Source organism: Streptomyces sp. NPDC056061, from assembly GCF_042266885.1.
GTDB lineage: Bacteria > Actinomycetota > Actinomycetes > Streptomycetales > Streptomycetaceae > Streptomyces.
The window spans coordinates 140265-156234 of the sequence record NZ_JBHJWQ010000001.1; the positions used below are offsets into that span (position 1 = coordinate 140265).

General features: G+C 71.2%; 18 protein-coding genes. 7 read left to right on the forward strand and 11 right to left on the reverse strand.

Annotated features, from left to right (window positions below; all coding sequences use genetic code 11):
- Nucleotides 1-36 precede the first annotated feature (36 nt).
- Nucleotides 37-1251 carry a sensor histidine kinase gene (locus ACFC79_RS00635; RefSeq protein WP_376233282.1) on the reverse strand — a complete coding sequence of 405 codons (1215 nt, stop codon included), beginning with the start codon at nt 1249-1251 and terminating at the stop codon, nt 37-39.
- A gap of 178 nt (nt 1252-1429) precedes the next feature.
- Here ACFC79_RS00635 and ACFC79_RS00640 point away from each other — a divergent pair, with 178 nt between their 5' ends.
- The gene (locus tag ACFC79_RS00640) at nt 1430-1861 is read left to right on the forward strand and encodes a hypothetical protein (protein WP_376233285.1); all 432 of its coding nucleotides are present in this window, start codon (nt 1430-1432) and stop codon (nt 1859-1861) included.
- Nucleotides 1862-2114: 253 nt separating this feature from the next.
- Here ACFC79_RS00640 and ACFC79_RS00645 read toward each other — a convergent pair whose 3' ends face one another.
- On the reverse strand, nt 2115-3173 hold the full coding sequence (locus ACFC79_RS00645) for a phosphotransferase (RefSeq protein ID WP_376233287.1): 1059 nt from the start codon (nt 3171-3173) through the stop codon (nt 2115-2117).
- Between the two features lie 193 nt (nt 3174-3366).
- Between ACFC79_RS00645 and ACFC79_RS00650 the strand changes: the two genes are divergently transcribed.
- Nucleotides 3367-4128: a class I SAM-dependent methyltransferase gene (locus ACFC79_RS00650; protein WP_376233290.1), complete on the forward strand. Its 762-nt coding sequence runs from the start codon at nt 3367-3369 to the stop codon at nt 4126-4128.
- A 22-nt stretch (nt 4129-4150) separates the two neighbouring features.
- Here ACFC79_RS00650 and ACFC79_RS00655 read toward each other — a convergent pair whose 3' ends face one another.
- Entirely contained in the window at nt 4151-4549 is a 399-nt protein-coding gene (locus tag ACFC79_RS00655; protein WP_376233293.1) for a VOC family protein, read from the reverse strand.
- 94 nt (nt 4550-4643) lie between these two features.
- Between ACFC79_RS00655 and ACFC79_RS00660 the strand changes: the two genes are divergently transcribed.
- Entirely contained in the window at nt 4644-5633 is a 990-nt protein-coding gene (locus ACFC79_RS00660; protein WP_376233295.1) for a helix-turn-helix transcriptional regulator, read from the forward strand.
- 241 nt (nt 5634-5874) lie between these two features.
- Here the strand turns inward: ACFC79_RS00660 and ACFC79_RS00665 are convergent, their stop codons facing one another.
- Together ACFC79_RS00665 and ACFC79_RS00670 are read right to left on the reverse strand one after the other, a co-directional pair.
- A complete protein-coding gene (locus tag ACFC79_RS00665; protein WP_376233297.1) occupies nt 5875-6633 on the reverse strand; it encodes an LPXTG cell wall anchor domain-containing protein in 759 nt (252 codons plus the stop codon).
- Nucleotides 6634-6947: 314 nt separating this feature from the next.
- Nucleotides 6948-7709, reverse strand: coding sequence for an alpha/beta hydrolase family protein (locus ACFC79_RS00670; RefSeq protein WP_376233300.1), 762 nt, complete (start codon nt 7707-7709; stop codon nt 6948-6950).
- A 103-nt stretch (nt 7710-7812) separates the two neighbouring features.
- Between ACFC79_RS00670 and ACFC79_RS00675 the strand changes: the two genes are divergently transcribed.
- Nucleotides 7813-8967: an adenosine deaminase gene (locus ACFC79_RS00675; RefSeq protein WP_376233303.1), complete on the forward strand. Its 1155-nt coding sequence runs from the start codon at nt 7813-7815 to the stop codon at nt 8965-8967.
- Nucleotides 8968-9111: 144 nt separating this feature from the next.
- Nucleotides 9112-9429 carry a hypothetical protein gene (locus ACFC79_RS00680; protein ID WP_376233306.1) on the forward strand — a complete coding sequence of 106 codons (318 nt, stop codon included), beginning with the start codon at nt 9112-9114 and terminating at the stop codon, nt 9427-9429.
- 121 nt (nt 9430-9550) lie between these two features.
- Here the strand turns inward: ACFC79_RS00680 and ACFC79_RS00685 are convergent, their stop codons facing one another.
- The 5 genes from ACFC79_RS00685 to afsQ1 form a co-directional block, all read right to left on the reverse strand.
- Nucleotides 9551-9751 (reverse strand): PspC domain-containing protein, encoded by a 201-nt coding sequence (locus tag ACFC79_RS00685; protein WP_376233309.1) that lies wholly within the window; start codon nt 9749-9751, stop codon nt 9551-9553.
- Nucleotides 9752-9844: 93 nt separating this feature from the next.
- Complete coding sequence (locus tag ACFC79_RS00690) at nt 9845-10414, reverse strand: VanZ family protein (RefSeq protein WP_376233311.1); 570 nt, start codon at nt 10412-10414, stop codon at nt 9845-9847.
- A 111-nt stretch (nt 10415-10525) separates the two neighbouring features.
- The gene (locus tag ACFC79_RS00695; protein ID WP_376234851.1) at nt 10526-11221 is read right to left on the reverse strand and encodes a hypothetical protein; all 696 of its coding nucleotides are present in this window, start codon (nt 11219-11221) and stop codon (nt 10526-10528) included.
- A complete protein-coding gene (locus tag ACFC79_RS00700) occupies nt 11221-12792 on the reverse strand; it encodes a sensor histidine kinase (RefSeq protein ID WP_376233312.1) in 1572 nt (523 codons plus the stop codon). The genes ACFC79_RS00695 and ACFC79_RS00700 overlap by 1 nt, the downstream gene beginning before the upstream one ends.
- A complete protein-coding gene (gene afsQ1, locus ACFC79_RS00705) occupies nt 12789-13466 on the reverse strand; it encodes a two-component system response regulator AfsQ1 (protein WP_199883123.1) in 678 nt (225 codons plus the stop codon). The genes ACFC79_RS00700 and afsQ1 overlap by 4 nt, the downstream gene beginning before the upstream one ends.
- 193 nt (nt 13467-13659) lie before the next feature.
- Between afsQ1 and ACFC79_RS00710 the strand changes: the two genes are divergently transcribed.
- Nucleotides 13660-14457: a SigE family RNA polymerase sigma factor gene (locus ACFC79_RS00710; RefSeq protein WP_376233315.1), complete on the forward strand. Its 798-nt coding sequence runs from the start codon at nt 13660-13662 to the stop codon at nt 14455-14457.
- Between the two features lie 317 nt (nt 14458-14774).
- Here the strand turns inward: ACFC79_RS00710 and ACFC79_RS00715 are convergent, their stop codons facing one another.
- Nucleotides 14775-15416 carry a uridine kinase gene (locus ACFC79_RS00715; RefSeq protein ID WP_376233317.1) on the reverse strand — a complete coding sequence of 214 codons (642 nt, stop codon included), beginning with the start codon at nt 15414-15416 and terminating at the stop codon, nt 14775-14777.
- Nucleotides 15417-15545: 129 nt separating this feature from the next.
- On the opposite strand from ACFC79_RS00715, the gene ACFC79_RS00720 reads away from it, so the two are divergent.
- Nucleotides 15546-15950, forward strand: a complete 405-nt coding sequence (locus tag ACFC79_RS00720; protein WP_376233319.1) for a hypothetical protein — start codon at nt 15546-15548, stop codon at nt 15948-15950.
- The last annotated feature ends 20 nt before the right edge of the window (nt 15951-15970 follow it).

Sequence of the window (15970 nt, forward strand, 5' to 3'; positions counted from 1 at the left end):
CGGCCCCCTCGTGTCTCGTGCCGAGGACGGCACCGCTCAGCTCTGGCACGGCAGCTCCACGTTCATCATGGTCGGTCCTCCCACGGGACTGCTCATCCGGAATGTTCCGTCGACCGACCGCACCCGCTGGGCGAGCCCCGTGAGGCCGCTCCCTCTGCCGGGGTCGGCCCCGCCCAGGCCGTCGTCCGCGATCGCCACCCGCAGTATCCCGCCCAGCTGGGTGACCGTCACCTCCGCCCGGGTCGCCTCCCGCGCGTGCTTGGCGACGTTCGTCAGCGCCTCGGAGACCACGAAGTAGGCGACCGCCTCCACCGCCGGAGCCGCCCGCCGAGGCATCTCCACCCGCAGCCGTACGGGCAGCGGGGCACGGGCCGCGAGCCCCGACATGGCTGCGTCCAGGCCGAGTTCGTCCAGGACGGCGGGGTGCAGGCCGCGCACGAGACTGCTCAGTTCCTCGATCGCCTCCTTTGCCTCCCGGTGCGCCGTATCGATCACCTCGCGCGCCTCCGGCGGCAGATCCGTCAGCGTGGCCTTGGCCAGACCCAGGTTCAGCGCCAGCGACACCAGCCGCTGCTGCGCACCGTCGTGCAGATCCCGCTCGATGCGCCGCCGTTCCGCGTCCGCCGCGTCCACCGCACCCGCCCGGCTCTCGGTGAGGTCCTCGACCCGCCGCTCCAGGTCCTCCTCCCTGCTGTTGCCGAGCAGGCTCGGGACCACCTGGGCCTCAAGCCGTACGAGGGCGGCGGACAGGCCCGGGACGGCGCCCAGCGCGATCAGTCCTGCGGCGGAGACGTACGCCGCCTGCGTGGCATGGCCGAGGTGCTCGATCCGCCACTCCCAGGGCAGCGCGTACACCCACACGACGGTCAGCGACGCGACCGCGCCCACCAGCAGCAGCCCCACCACCAGCACTTCGAGCCAGCCGAACAGCGTCCCGGCCAGGCCGTGGTAGCCGAACTGGCGCCACGGCCGCCGCCATCCCGGGCGTGGGATGTCGATCCCGAGCAGCCGCCGGAACCGCCAGCACTGGGCCACGGTCAGCGCGGGCACGCAGACCGCTGTCAGCACCACCACGACCCCCAGGGCTATCGGCGCGCTGTCGTCGCCCCCGCCGATGACCTCCCAGGTGAGACCGAAGTCGATGAACAGCAGGAACCCCATGAGGATATGGAGCGGCGCCCCCAGAGCGAGGAAGGACGTGTCGCGGGCCAGGCGGGTGAGCGCGCGCCGCAGCCGGGGCGGGATCTTCATGGCCTCACCGTAGGCGCCGGTCCCGCCGGTCTGCCATGAACCTGTCGTCCATGACAGGGGTATAACCAGTGCCACCCCAAGACGGACAGCGGCGTTACTGATTCCGGGCGACGGAAACCGGAGGGTGGATCACGAGCCCGACGGCAGGGTTCACGACACCCGGAAGAGGTCTTTCGACGTGACTCTCGTCGCCTTCAACTCGCCTTCCATCGACAGTGGTTGTGCCCCGGACGGTGCCGCGCTCGGAGTGGTGCGCCTCAGCCGCGCCCACCGTCGGCAGGGCCGCGTCCTCGTCGGCGCGGGCCTCGCGCTGCTGCCCTGGCTCGGTTATCTCGCCGGCACCCTGCCGCCCGCCGAGGCCGCTGCCTGGGTCACCCTCGACGCCCTGGAGGCCGTCGCGCTGCTCGCCGCGGGCGGCCGGCTGCTGCACGCCGACGCCCGCCACCGCGCGCCCGCGGCCGCCGCGGCGGTTCTCCTCCTCGCCGACGCCTGCGTCGACCTCGTCACCGCCGCCCCCGGCCGGGAACTGGCCATCGCCGCCGTCATGGCCGTGGTCGCCGAGCTGCCGCTCGCGGCCTTGTGCGCGGTGGTGGCCGGACGTCGTCCGTGACGGGGAGCCCAGGCCGTTTCCTTCGGTCACCTGATCGCTGGTGTGGTGTGTCGTTGGCTGACGCACAGTGGGCACGCATGGAGCTGTTGCTGCCGGACGGGACGCCGAAGCGGTGAGAGCGCGGCGGTCGCACGGGCGTCGGCGCTTTCCGGAACGCGAGGCGGCCGGCCGGCTCGGTCGACAACGGGCCCTGATCAACTCAGCCGTTGAGGGCAACACGATCCGCAGCCGAAGAGGATCGAGGAGACCGGGCCTAGTACCAAGGGCGGGCGTCATGTGCGGGCAGCGGACGCAGCTTCGGCCAGCGTTCGAGCAGGCGGTCGGCCAGGGCGGAGCTGAGGCGGCCGACGGCGTGCAGGCGATCGTGGTCGCGGGTCATGTCGGCGACCACGCCCAGGCGGTGGACGAGTCGCTCACGGGCGGAGATGTACCCCCACTCGAAGTCCTCGGCGGGCACCCGGGCGAGCTGGTCGACCGTCCCGCGGTGGGCCCGCTCGACGAGCGCGTCGCCCTGGATCAGCCAGCCCGCACACGCGTCGGCGAGGTCACCCGGAACGTCCTTCCCGGTGAGGCCGCGCCAGGTGGTCCGGTAGACGTCCTCGACCTCCGTGAGCGGGGCCGCGGCGACCGACATGGCGCACCAGCAGGTGGGGAAACCGATGCGGAAGTAGGCGAGTTCGATCAGGCCGTTGCCGAGCGAGGCCCGCTCGAAGTCGACGAAGCGGACGCCGTCGGCGGCGCGCAGATCATTGCCGGGGCAGGGGTCGCCGTGCAGCAGCGCATGGTACGGGGTGGGGTCCAACCGCTCCAGGAGACCGGCGAGTTCATGGGGAACCGCGGACGGTACGGGCACGTCGAGCGCCCTGGCCAGGGCGAGGAAGGACTCCGCGTCGGTGGCCGTGGGCCCCGACCAGACCGGCAGTGCGCCCACGTCGGCGGGCCCGGTCAGGGCGTGCAGCCGGGCGAGCGACTCGGCGTACCCCGGCATCCAGTCGTCCGTCCTGCCGAGGTCGTCCACGTGCTCCAGGACCATCACCCGCGAGGGCAGGTCCGTGGCGAGCACCGCGGGCGCCACGGCGGGTCCGGAGGCCCGCCCCGCCAGGCGCAGCCCGGCGACCTCCCGCGCGAAGCGCGTGTTCGCGTCGGCGTCCGCGTCCCCGCCGTCGGTGATCTGTTTGACGATCACCGGCTGCCGGTCGGCCGGCCGCACCCGCCACACCCGTGACCGCGGACTGCTGTCCAGGAGTTCGGCCTGCTGGGGGGTGCCCACGGTGGAGAGCAGCGCCTCGTTGAAAGGAACACGGTTCGGCATGCCGACGAGCGTAGCCCTGGCTTCGCATGCGCGACCGAACGCACTGTCCCCGCCGAAGTCCTCCTGGGGCGTGTCCGAGCACCAGGGCGTGTGGGCAGGCGGGTCCTCCTCACACGCCCTGGTGCCGTGACCGGAAACGTTCACCGGGTTCGCGGTGGTGGAACGTTCGGCGCAGGGACGCGATGACGAGGGTATGACCGCCAGCTCTCGCGCCCAGTCGTTCGATGTGGCCGCGGCTCAGTACGCAGCGAGTCGGCCCGCCTATCCGGCCGAGGTCCTCGACTCCGTCGAGCAATTCGCAGGCTGTCGTCTGGCAGGTGCCCGGGTCGCCGATGTCGGCGCGGGTACCGGAATCGCCAGTGCGCTTCTGCGGGAGCGGGGTGCCGAGGTGATCGCCGTCGAGCCGGGTGAGGTCATGGCCGGTGGGTTCCATCAGGCGCTCCCGGGCATGCCGGTCGTGAGGGGCGACGGCAACGCTCTGCCGCTGGCCGATGCTTCCTGCGACCTCATCACGTATGCGCAGTCCTGGCAGTGGACCGACCCCGGCCGGTCCGTCCCGGAGGCGTTGCGTGTGCTGCGAGCGAGCGGTGCACTGGCGATCTGGTGGAACACCACGGCCTTCGACGTGCCGTGGCTCCGTGAGCAGCACGCGCGCATCGCGCACCACTGCGGGGTGAGTCCGAGGTCCGCGGTGCGCCCTTCGGACAGTGAGGCCGTCCGGTTGGCAGGGCTGACGGGGCTGAGGGTCGGGCGCCGCCAGGTGCGCTGGAGCCGCACCGTCTCGCTGGACATGCATCTCGCCAACATCGGCAGCCGATCGGCATTCCTCGTCCTGGAAGAGTCCGCCCGCCGTGCGTTCTTCGCCGAGGAGCGTGAGCGGCTGGGCAGGATGTTTCCTCGCGAGGAGCTGGAAGAGACCTACGTCGTCGATCTCCTGGTGGCGCTTCGCCCCTGACGCCGAGCGGCCGTGCGCGGCGTCAGCGCGCGAACTTCTCGACAGCCGCCGGGGTGACGGGGGTGAAGAAGTTGACGAGGTTGCCGTCGGGGTCGCGGAACAGCAGCGACCGGTTGCCCCAAGGCATGGTGGTGGGCCCGTTGACGAAGTCGGTGACGAAGCCGGTCAGGTTCTGGTGCACGCGGTCCACGTCGTCGACGAGGAACTCGGCGATCACGCTGTGGTTGTCCGCCGGGCGGGCAGAGCCCGGGGCGAACAGCGGGACGGTGCGGGTGCCGGCGATCGCGAGGGTGGCGCCCGGGGTCCCGAGCTCGGCGAAGTCCTCGGTGGCCCACGTCGCCCGCACTCCTGTGGCTCGCTCGTAGAACTCGACGAGACGCGCCACATCGCTGGTGATGATGCGGATCGAGACGAAGTTCATGGGGGGATCTCCTTGGCTGTGTGGAGGCGTGCACAGCGCAGGCTAGGAGAAATAGTGGACAGAATCGGTCCTGTATTCGCACTAGGTTGTGCACATGTCTCGACCCACCGGCCGCGTGCTGACACTTCTGGAGCTGCTGCAATCGGGCGGCAGCCGGACCGTGGCCGAGCTCGCCGACCGGCTCGGCGTCGAAGCGCGCACCGTGCGGCGGTATGTGAACCAGCTGATCGACCTCGACGTGCCGGTGGAATCGGTGCGCGGCCGCTACGGCGGGTACCGGCTCGCCCCCGGGTACCGCTTGCCTCCGCTCATGCTCAGCGACGACGAGGCGCTGGCCGTGCTGCTCGGCCTTGTCGCCGGCCGCCGGGCAGGGCTGACGACGACGCAGCACACGGCGAACGAGACGGCATCGGCCAAGATCCGGCGGGTGCTGCCCAAGCACATCGCCCGCCGTCTCGACGCACTTCTGGAATCCCTCGCCTTCACGGAACAGCCCGGAGAGTCCGGCACCCCGGACGCCGGGGTCCTGCTCGCCGTCGCCGATGCGGTGCGCCACCGCCGACCGGTCTCGATCCGTTACACCGGCCGCGACGGACGGCGCAGCGAACGCACACTGCACGCGTACGGGATCGTCAGCCATTCGGGCCGGTGGTACGTCACGGGCAAGGACGCCCGGATCGGCGAGGACCGAACCTTCCGGCTCGATCGCATCGCAGACGCGCGGACCCTGCCCGGCTCCTTCGAGGTGCCGACAGGTCCCGGTCCCGCAGAGCGCGTGTTGTCGGGGTTCGCCACGGCCGAGTACCGGCATGAGGTGACCTTGCGGATCCACGGGACCGTCGAGCAGATCCGCGCCCACCTTCCCTCCGGCATCGCGAGCCTGCTGGAGTACGAGCCCGCGGCGGGCGAGGTCGGGGCGGGCGAGCGCTGGCTCCACGTCGAGCTGCGGGCGGAGCGGCTCGACTGGTTGCCTCCGGTACTCGCCTCACTCGACCGGCCGTTCGTCGTCGAGCGCCCCGACGAACTGCGCGACCGCGTCATCGAGTTCGCCGATCGCCTCGCGTCCCGCGCCCACCGGGCCTGACCGCGAGGAACCACTGCTCAGCACGGACCTCCGGCCCGTCGCAGTGCGGCAGTCGATGAACTGCACCAGTGGCCCGGCCTCCGGTGCCCACCTCGGCGACACCCTCCGCGGCACCGGCGCGGTTCGAGCGTCCAAGCCGCCCCGAAAACCCCGACGCCCGTGGCCGGCCGAGGGCCGACCACGGGCGTCGGAGAGCGAACGACGGCTCACCGGCCGCGGAGCACGGGGACTCCGACGCGCATCAGTGCTGCTGGGCCTTGCGGCGACGGATCACCAGGAAGCCGCCGGCCGCGACGAGCGCGGCAGCCGCCGCGGACAGCAGGGCGACGGGCGCGCTGCTACCGGTTTCGGCGAGGTCACCGCCACCGTGTGCGGACGGTGCGGACGAGGGGGTGGAGGCCGAGGCCGCAGCCGAGGGGGTTGCCGTGGCGTCCCCGGGGGTGGACGGGGCGACGGCGCCCGGCTCGGTGGCGGAGCCCGACGGCGTGGACCCGCCGGGGGTCTCGCCACCAGGCGTTTCACCGCCCGGGGTCTCGCCGCCAGGGGTCCCGCCACCCGGGTTCTCACCGCTCGGGTTCTCACCGCTCGGGGTTTCGCCGCAATCGACCCAGAAGACCTTGTGCTTGGCCCGGCCGTGCTCGCCGTCGAAGTTCCAGAAGAGCTTGTAGTGGCCGTCGGGCAGGGACTGGTCCTCCGAACGGAGATGTCCCTTGCCGTCGAGCGTCAGCGAACCGGATTTCACGATCTCGCCCTTGACCTTGGCGGTCGGGGGCCAGGCCTCGATGCGCCAGTCGACCTTCTGACCGGCATCAAAACCGAAGGCGTCGAGGTAGAAGGTGCACACGTGAGGCTCGTTCTTGCGAAGCTCCTCGCCGGTCGCGGCATCGTGGATCTTCACGGTGCCGTTGTCGCCGGGAGCGGTGGCGTACGCCGTGGGGGCAAGCAGCAGGGCCGCGGTGACGGCGGCCGTGAGCGTGCTTGCGGAAGCAACTGTGCGCATGGGTAATCCAACGGTTGAATGAAATGGCTACCGTGGGGGGAGAACGCTCAGCTTCCTGCGACGGCACACGCCCCGTCAATGCACCTCTGACCGCATGTGCCGCGTTGTGCGCTGCTTGTCCCGATAGTCCCGTATAACGATTGGGAACAATGTCCCCGATCGGGCAGGTGTACCGCCCGGTGACACCGCAGGGACGCCCGCCCGAGCCCGATGCGCCCCATCACGTCGCGAGGCGGTGGCTGCCGGACCACGGGGTCGTGGCCGCCTCGCTTCGGCCCTTCGATCCCGTCCTCGCGAAAAAGGCCCCGGTCCCCTCACCTCCGCAGCGACTTCCCGAACCCCGCCGCGAGGGGCATCCGCAGCCCCAGGGGCGGCGGGGCCGCCAGGGCGTCGGCGACCGGGCGGGCGTAGGCGTGGCCGAAGAGGGAGCCGAGCGCGAAGTCCGTTGCCAGGGCGGTCACTTCATAACGGTGCTGGCGCAGCGCGTGGCCGTCGGAGTGGACTTCGAAGCGGCAGGTGTCGCGGTTGGTCTTCTTGGCGCGTTCGGCCAGGCGGAAGGAGAGTTCGGGGTCGGTGCGGGCGTCGTTGGTGCCGTGGACGAGCAGGACCCGGCGGTCGAGCAGGTGCTTGACCGGCTCCGGATCGCCCGCATCGTCCTCGGGCAGCCAGGGCGCCATGGCCAGAACGGAGGTGACGGCCTCGTGGCCGCCCGCCCGGAGGGCGGCACGGCCGCCCATGCCATGGCCGGTGAGGCAGACGGGGACGTCGCCGTAGCGCCGCACGATCTCGTCCGTCGCCCATTCGGCGTCCGCCGCGAGGTGCGCGTCGGGCGCGTTCCAGCCGTGGCAGCGGTAGTGCACGACGTGCACGGCGAGGCCGTCCGCGCGTCCCGCGCGGGCCAGGGCTCGGGCCAGCGGTAGGCGGCGGGCGTACGCGAGGGGGGAGGGGCGGCGGTGCGAGTCGGGTTCGCCGTCCGGGAGCAGCAGAACGACGCCGCTGACCGAAGTCGGTGTTCCGGCCGTGCCGACGGCCCGTCCCAGCCTTGCGCCGGGCGGGGTGAGTGCGCGCTGTGCCATGACAGAACAGTGTCAGAAGGACGGGTGTACTCCACCCGTCTTCGCGGTCACTGTTACGTATCGACGAGCGACAATCTACGCGCGTAGGCGTTACAGTGCCCAAATGACGAGCCCCACCCCGCACGTGCCCGGCCGGGATCAGATCCGGCGCGCCCCGAAGGTCCTTCTCCACGACCACCTCGACGGTGGTCTGCGCCCGGGAACGATCGTCGATCTCGCTCTCGCGAGCGGATACGACGGGCTTCCCGAGACCGAACCCGACAAGCTCGGCATCTGGTTCCGCGAGGCGGCGGACTCCGGATCGCTGGAGCGCTACCTGGAGACGTTCGCGCACACCTGCGCCGTCATGCAGACCCGTGACGCCCTGGTCCGGGTCGCCGCCGAATGCGCCGAGGACCTGGCCGCCGACGGTGTGGTGTACGCGGAGGTGCGGTACGCCCCCGAGCAGCACCTGGAGGCCGGACTGACCCTGGAGGAGGTCGTCGAGGCGGTCAACGAAGGTTTCCGCGAGGGCGAGCGGCGGGCCAGGCAGGACGGGCACCGCATCCGTGTCGGCGCCCTCCTCACCGCGATGCGGCACGCCGCCCGCTCCCTGGAGATCGCCGAACTCGCCAACCGCTACCGGGAGCAGGGCGTCGTCGGCTTCGACATCGCCGGGGCGGAGGCGGGCTTCCCGCCCACCCGCCACCTCGACGCGTTCGAGTACCTCAAGCGGGAGAACAACCACTTCACCATCCACGCGGGCGAGGCATTCGGGCTGCCCTCGATCTGGCAGGCCATCCAGTGGTGCGGGGCCGACCGGCTCGGCCACGGCGTCCGCATCATCGACGACATCGAGGTCGCCGAGGACGGCGGTGTGAAGCTGGGACGCCTCGCCTCCTATGTACGGGACAAGCGCATCCCGCTGGAGCTGTGCCCGACCTCCAACCTCCAGACGGGGGCGGCCGCCTCGTACGCCGAGCACCCCATCGGGCTGCTGCGGAAGCTGCATTTCCGCGCCACCGTGAATACGGACAACCGCTTGATGAGTGGCACGAGCATGAGCCACGAATTCGAGAAGCTGACCGAGACCTTCGGATACACGCTCGACGACATGCAATGGTTCACCGTCAACGCGATGAAGTCCGCGTTCATCCCTTTCGATGAACGTCTGGCAATGATCAACGAGGTGATCAAGCCCGGCTATGCCGAGCTGAAGTCGGAGTGGCTTTTCCAGCAGACGGCCGCGACCAGCGTTTCTTCCGCGTCGGCGGGCTGATAGGCATGTCGTGGAAGACGGCCGGGGCCTCGGAATCGCGAGGCTGTCCCGGCCGTTTTCCGTGTCGGTGTTGTTTGCGGAAGCGGTAGTGGGCTGACTACGTTTCGGAGCCGCTCAATCCCCTTCCTCAAGGATGAATTTCACATGAAGCAGTCTGCTGCCAGGACCCTCGGTGCCGCCGTTCTCGGTGCCGCTTTCGCCGCTGCCGCCGCGGGTACCGCTTCCGCCGCCGTGCTGCCGACCGACGCCGCGGGTACCGCCCTGCCGGTCGCCGGTGCGGCGCTGGGCAACGCGACCAAGACCCTGCCGGTCGAGGACACGGCCACGAAGCTCCTCGGCACCGGCCAGCAGAAGCTCGTCGGTGGCGTCACCGCCCCGGTCAAGGGTCTGCTCGGCGGCCTGCCCGCGGGCGGTCTGAACGCCGCCGGCGGTTCGGTCAACGGACTCCCGCTCGGCGGCTGAGCCCCTTCGCACGGCCGACACCGCCGCTACACCGCGTACCCGCCGTACGACGTGTCCGGCACATGCCTGTGGGCGGCACCCGCATTCGGGTGCCGCCCACAGGCATGTCGTGCGGCGGTTGTCACCAGGCGGTCGATGGCGTCTTCTCGGCCGGGAACAGCACCCACAGCGCCAGGTAGAGCAGGCACTGCGGCCCCGGCAGCAGGCAGGAGATCAGGAAGATGATGCGCATGGTCCCCGCGGAGGTACCGAAGCGCCGTGCCAGCGCCGCGCACACTCCGCCGATCATGCGTCCGTCACGGGGGCGGGCAAGTGCGGCCATGGTGGGCTCCTTCGTGAACCGTGGTGGGGGAGCCGTTCCTCCGTGCTCCCGATGCCTCCATGGTCGCCCGGCAAACCGGGGCGAAGCGTCGCTCTACGGTGCCATCCCGACCCTGGGAATCGTCGGGGTCGGTCCCTGAGCCGTCTCGTCCTCCGGGCGGGGCGCCTCCCTGACCCGCCGCTGCCGTTGCTGCCGCTGCTGCTGCCTCCGGCGACGCAGCCGCGCCCGGCACATCGGGACGACCAGCAGATGGGCCAGGGCCACACCGATGGTGTTCAGCAGGAGGGAGTCGACATCGACGCGCTGTCCGGGCACCCCGGTCTGGCCCAGTTCGATGGCCAGCGAAATCATCGCTCCCGCCGCGACGGTACGGGCCATCGAGGCCCAGGGGGAGACGTACAGGCGGCCCCCGGCCATCGGCAGCAGGATGCCGAGCGGGGCGAGCAGCAGCAGCCCCTTGCCGATCCGGCGAGTCGCCTCGACGGGGCCGAGGGACAGATCCGCCCTGATCCCGGCGAAAGGATGCAGGTTCGAGGCGGTCATCCAGGGCACATCGAGCGGACGCAGGGTCAGCCACCCGACGAACAACAGATGCGCGAGGAGGAGAAGGACCCCGGCCGCGCGGAAACGGATGACAGTTTGGCTGTCCGAACCTTGACGCACGCCACCCAAGACGCGTCGGGCGGCAGGATCGGTTCCGTCCGCCGGGAATGCGGCGCGGGGAAGCCGCGTGGGAAACCACGCGGTATCCGCGGCGGTCGCCCGCCCCGGTGCTCAGTCGTCGCCCGTTCCCGCCCCGGAGCCCAGCCCCGTTCCCGTCCCGGACCCAGGTTCCGTCCCCGAATCCGCGTCCGGGTCCGCATTCCTGCTCGGCGTCGTGACCGCCTGCGGCCTCGCCTTCATCTCCGCGGTGCAGAGATAGTTGCGCGACGGGTACTTCCCGGGCCCGCCCAGCACCACGGTGCCCCCCGGTGCGAGCGTCGTGCTCTTCGCGTACGTGCAGACGATCTGTGCGAGCGCCTCGGCCGGCAGATCCTCCGGCTGTTCGCCGAGCCGCAGGGCGTAGTGCGGGTCGCCGTCACGGGGCGCGTCGATCCGCAGGCGCTCGGGGACCGCCGTGGTGAACCCGGCCTGTCGCTCCTCGGCGGGAGGCCGCTGCCGCAACTCCGCCAGGAGCGCCCGTGCGAGCTCGACCCGGTTCGTCCCCGACGCCGTCTCGTCGACCCGCACGGCACGGTCCACGGCGACCAGTTGCGAGGAGCAGAGCAGATAGATCTGCACGGGTATGCCCCGCAGGGCCTGCGTGGTCACGTCGTCCGAGGACGTCGTGCACGGCACCCGGGAAGGTGCGGGCCCGGCGTCCACCGGCACCGAGGTGGTCCTGATCCCGCAGCCCGCGGCCAGTGCCGCCGTGAGCACGGCACCGGCAAGTGCCGCGGCCCGGCGGCGGGCCCGGTGGTTGCTGCCCATCACGTCGCGTCGTCCTCCTCGCCCCGGCCGCCGGAGTCGCGTTCCCCGGGGATGCCGTCGGGGCCGTCGGGCCCGTCGTCGCCGGAACGGGTGAGCCGTTCGGCGTCGCGCGGCAGACGCAGCACGAACACCGCGCCGTCGCCGTCCGGCGAGTTCGAGGCCGTGATGTCGCCGCCGTGGACGTGCGCGTTCTCCATCGCGATGGACAGCCCGAGACCGCTGCCGTCGGAACGCGGACGGGAGGCACTGGCCTTGTAGAACCGGTCGAAGACGTGCGGCAGGACGTCCTCGGGGATGCCGGGGCCGTGGTCGCGGACCTCGATGACGAGTTCGTCGCCCTCGGTCCGCACCGCGACCCGTACCGGGGAACCGCCGTGCTTGAGCGCGTTGCCGATCAGGTTCGCCAGGATCACGTCGAGCCGACGCGGGTCGAGGCGGACCATCATGCCGCGCTCCGCGTCCAGGTCCACCGCGTCCAGCCAGGCGCGGGCGTCGATGCAGGCGGTGACCTGGTCGGCGACGTCGACCGTGTCGAGGACGAGACGGGCCGTGCCCGCATCGAAGCGGGTGACCTCCATCAGGTTCTCCACCAGGTCGTTCAGGCGCCGGGTCTCGCTCACCACCAGATGCACCGCGGGCGCGATCATCGGGTCGAGGCCGTCCGCCTCGTCCTCCAGCACCTCGGTCACGGCGGTCAACGCGGTGAGCGGGGTGCGTAGTTCGTGCGACATGTCGGCGACGAACCGGCGGCTCGCCTCCTCCCGCGCGCTCATGTCCGCGACCCGTTTCTCCAGCGAACTCGCCGTCCTGTTGAACGTGCGGGAAAGGTCGGCGAGTTCGTCGGTGCCGGACACCGCGAGCCGGGTGTCGAGCTTGCCCTCGCCGAGCTTGCGCGCCGCATCGCCGAGCCGCTGCACGGGCCGCAGCACGGTCGTCGCCGCGGCCTGCGCCAGCAGCGCCGAGCCGATCAGGGCGAGTGTCGTGGCGATCCCCAGCGACCAGGCCAGGGAGTTCAGGTCCTGCCGCTCCTGGTCGAGCGACTTCAGCATGTAGCCGGTCGGGCCGCCGCCGGTGACCCTCGTGCCGCCCACCAGGTACGGCGTCCCGCCGATGCTGGTCCGCTGCCAGAACAGGTGGTACTCGTACTTGTTGCCCGGCCCCACCTTCTGCTCCTCGGTGACCGCCTTCTGCAACGACGGCGGCACGTTGTCGAGCGTGAAGGAGTCCAGGTCGGAGTTGCCGACGATCGGCTTTCCGGCGTCCCGCTCGTCGACCAGCAGCACGCTGTAACCGGGCGAACTGCTCGCCATCTGCACGGCGGCTTTCTGCAGATCGTCCTTGGTGGGCCGCAGCGGCAGCGACGCCGCGCGGTTCTGCATCTCCTGGCGGAAGTCGCCGAGCGCCGCGTCCTGGGTGCGGGTCAGCACGGCCTCACGGTTCAGCCAGTACGCGATTCCCGAGGCGGACACCGCGGCGGTCAGCGCCACCAGTCCGAACACGACGGCGAGGCGCAGGCGCAGGCTCGTCCAGCGGAGCCCGGTGAGCAGGCTCCGTACAGCGGCGGCAGTCACTGAGGCGAGTCCAGCCGGTAGCCCACGCCCCGAACGGTACGGATCAGGGTCGGCGAGGACGGCACGTCCTCCACCTTGGCGCGCAGCCGCTGCACACAGGCGTCCACCAGACGGGAGTCACCGAGGTAGTCGTGCTCCCAGACCAGGCGCAGCAATTGCTGCCGCGACAGGGCCTGGCCCGGCCTGCGGCTCAGCTCCAGCAGGAGCCGCAACTCGGTCGGCGTGAGCTGGAGGTCCTCGCCGTTCTTGGTCACCGTCATCGCGGACCGGTCGATCACGAGGTTCCCGAACACCGCGGAATCGGTGGACTCGCGCTCCCCGCGGCGCAGCACCGCCCGGATGCGCGCGTCGAGCACCCTGCCCTGCACGGGCTTCACCACGTAGTCGTCGGCGCCGGACTCCAGCCCGACCACGACGTCGATGTCGTCGCTGCGCGCGGTCAACAGGATGATCGGCAGCTGGTCGGTGCGCCGGATGCGCCGGCACACCTCGAAGCCGTCGATGCCGGGCAGCATCACGTCCAGCACGATCAGATCCGGCCGCTGCTCGCGCAGCAGTTTCAGGCCGTCCTCTCCCGTCGCCGCGGTGGCCACACGGTGGCCCTGGCGTGACAGCGAGAGTTCGAGGGCCGTGCGGATGGAATCGTCGTCCTCGATCAGCAACAGGAAAGGCACGCTGGTCATTCTGACCCATGGTGGAGCCTCAGTTCGACCGTTGGCGCCGACTCGCGCGCCGGGCGCACCGGAGGTGTGGGAACGACAGGCCCTGTGACAGGGCTGTGACAGTCGGGGGACAGCGTGATGAAACTGCCCCGGCAAGCTCATTGGCACACGGAACGAGCCGGACTCCACCGATGGGGGGCGCGAGATGAACGCAACTCACAGCATCACCGCAAGCGCAGTTGTCACGCGTCTCCACGATGTCGGCCGGAGCGCCGAGAAGACCGGTGCCGGAGCGGGGACCGCCCTGCTCGAACGGGGCCGGGAGCACGGGGGAACACGGGGGTGTGCCCGCGGCGCCGGACGTCCGTGCACGTCGTCCGCCGATACGGGACGCAGGTCCTGGATGGCGGTGGTCGACATGCCCGCGGGGGGCAACGGGGAGACCACGGGGGAAAAGACGGTCCCGGCGCGGGCCGAGGACGCCGACACGGCGTTCACGGCCTACGTCAGGGAACGTCGTGCCTCCCTGTACGCGACCGCCTACCACCTGACCGGCGACCGGTTCGAGGCCGAGGACCTGCTGCAGAGCGCCCTCTTCTCGACGTACCGGGCGTGGGACCGGATCAGCGACAAGGCGGCGATCGGCGGCTACCTGCGCCGCACCATGACCAACCTGCACATCAGTGCCTGGCGCAGGCGCAAGCTCAACGAGTACCCGACCGAGGAGCTGCCGGAGACGCCCGGTGACACGGACGCGATGCGCGGCACCGAGTTGCGCACCGTGCTCTGGCAGGCGCTGGCGCGGCTGCCGGAACTCCAGCGCACGATGCTGGTCCTGAGGTATTACGAGGGCCGCACCGATCCGGAGATCGCGGCGATCCTCGACATCAGTGTCGGCACGGTGAAGTCCAGCATCTGGCGGTCGCTCCGTCGGCTGCGCGAGGACGAGGTCCTCAGCTTCGGCCGTGACCAGGAGGAGTCCTTCGGCGAGCTGGTGGCCTGAAGGAACGGGGGAAACGGGAGCCCGCGGGGGACACGGGGGCTCACGGGGGAAATGGGTCGGGGGACCCACGGGGGAAGTGGGGCCGCTGCTTCGGGGGAGGCGGCGGAGACACGGGGGAAGTACGGGGGACCCACTGGGTCGGGGGACCTGCTGGGGGAGTACGGGGGAAACGCTGCGGGGCCGGACGGGCTGGGGGGCCTGTCCGGCCCCGTCGGCGTGTTCCGGGGTCGGCACGCACGGGGCCTTTCCGGCCGTGCGTCCCGGGGGGCGTGTGCCGGGCCGGGCCCTCGCGACCACCGGCCGTCGTGGGACGGCTCCTACACCGTGTCGCGCACCGTGGGGGTGCGGCGGCAGCGACCCGCAGCGGCGGCGGCCAGTCGCCCCAGCGCCTCCTCCTTGCCGCACGGGTGGGCGCCCAGCGCCGTCTGCCGGGCCACGATCCGCCGCTCCGCCCGCATCAGCCGCAGGCCGCGCCGCAGCAGGAACGGCACCGACTTGCGGCCCTCCCGCAGATCGCGCAGCAGCCGACGGCGGAACGTCGTCGTGGGACGGCCGCGCAGACACAGCGCGTCCGCGAGCACGCCCAGGTCCTGGCACCGCCCGACTATGTCCGCGGCGAAGATCCCCTCGGCCACGAACAACGGCGTGCGCGCGATGTGGAGCGTCTCCCTGCCCACCCGGGAACTCGTGGCGATGTCGTACACCGGGACCTCGGTGCGTCCGGTGCGGCACAGTTCCGCGATCGCCGTCACCGCCGCGTCGGCGTCCCAGGACTGCGCGGAGTCCCAGTCGATGTCCGTACTGCCGGACACGAGCGGCAGCGTGGGGTCGTCGCCCTCCTTGTAGAAGTCGTCCAGGCGCAGCACCGGCAGGTCGGTGCGGGCGGCGAGGTGGGACTTGCCGGAGCCGGAGGGGCCGGCGAGCAGCACGACACGGGTCGGGATGGGTTGGGAACTCACAGGACATCAGTGTGAGGCATCGACCCGCGCAGGGGATCCCCCGGTGGTCGTGTTGGTATCGAGCATCACACCTCAACTACGCTGAGCGTTCAGTTGATTACTCGATCGACTCGATCAGGTGGGAACTCCATGGCACGTCACGCACTGAAAACGTCCCGGCGCCGCACCCTGTTGCGGGCGGGGCTTACCGTCACCGCGGTGGGCGCCGCACTCGGCGCCGGGGGTGCGGCTGCCCAGGCGGCGCCGCTGCCCGTCGCGTCGGCCACGGGCACCGACAGCAATCCGGAAGCGGCCGGGCACGCGGTGACCGGCGCGCTCGGACAGTCGCTCAGGAGCGGCGTCGCACCGATCACGCACCTGAAGCTCGACCCGCTGGCCGGTACCGGAACGGACCCGCTGAACAACGCGGTCGGGACGCAGGTCGCCGACTTCGAGCCCATCTCCACAACCCTCGTCACCGACCCGCTGACCAGCGGCGGCGCGCTGAAGGACCTGCCGGTGGTGGGGCAGGCGGTGCAGGCGCTGCACGGCTGAGACCCTGCCGGGGACGTCCG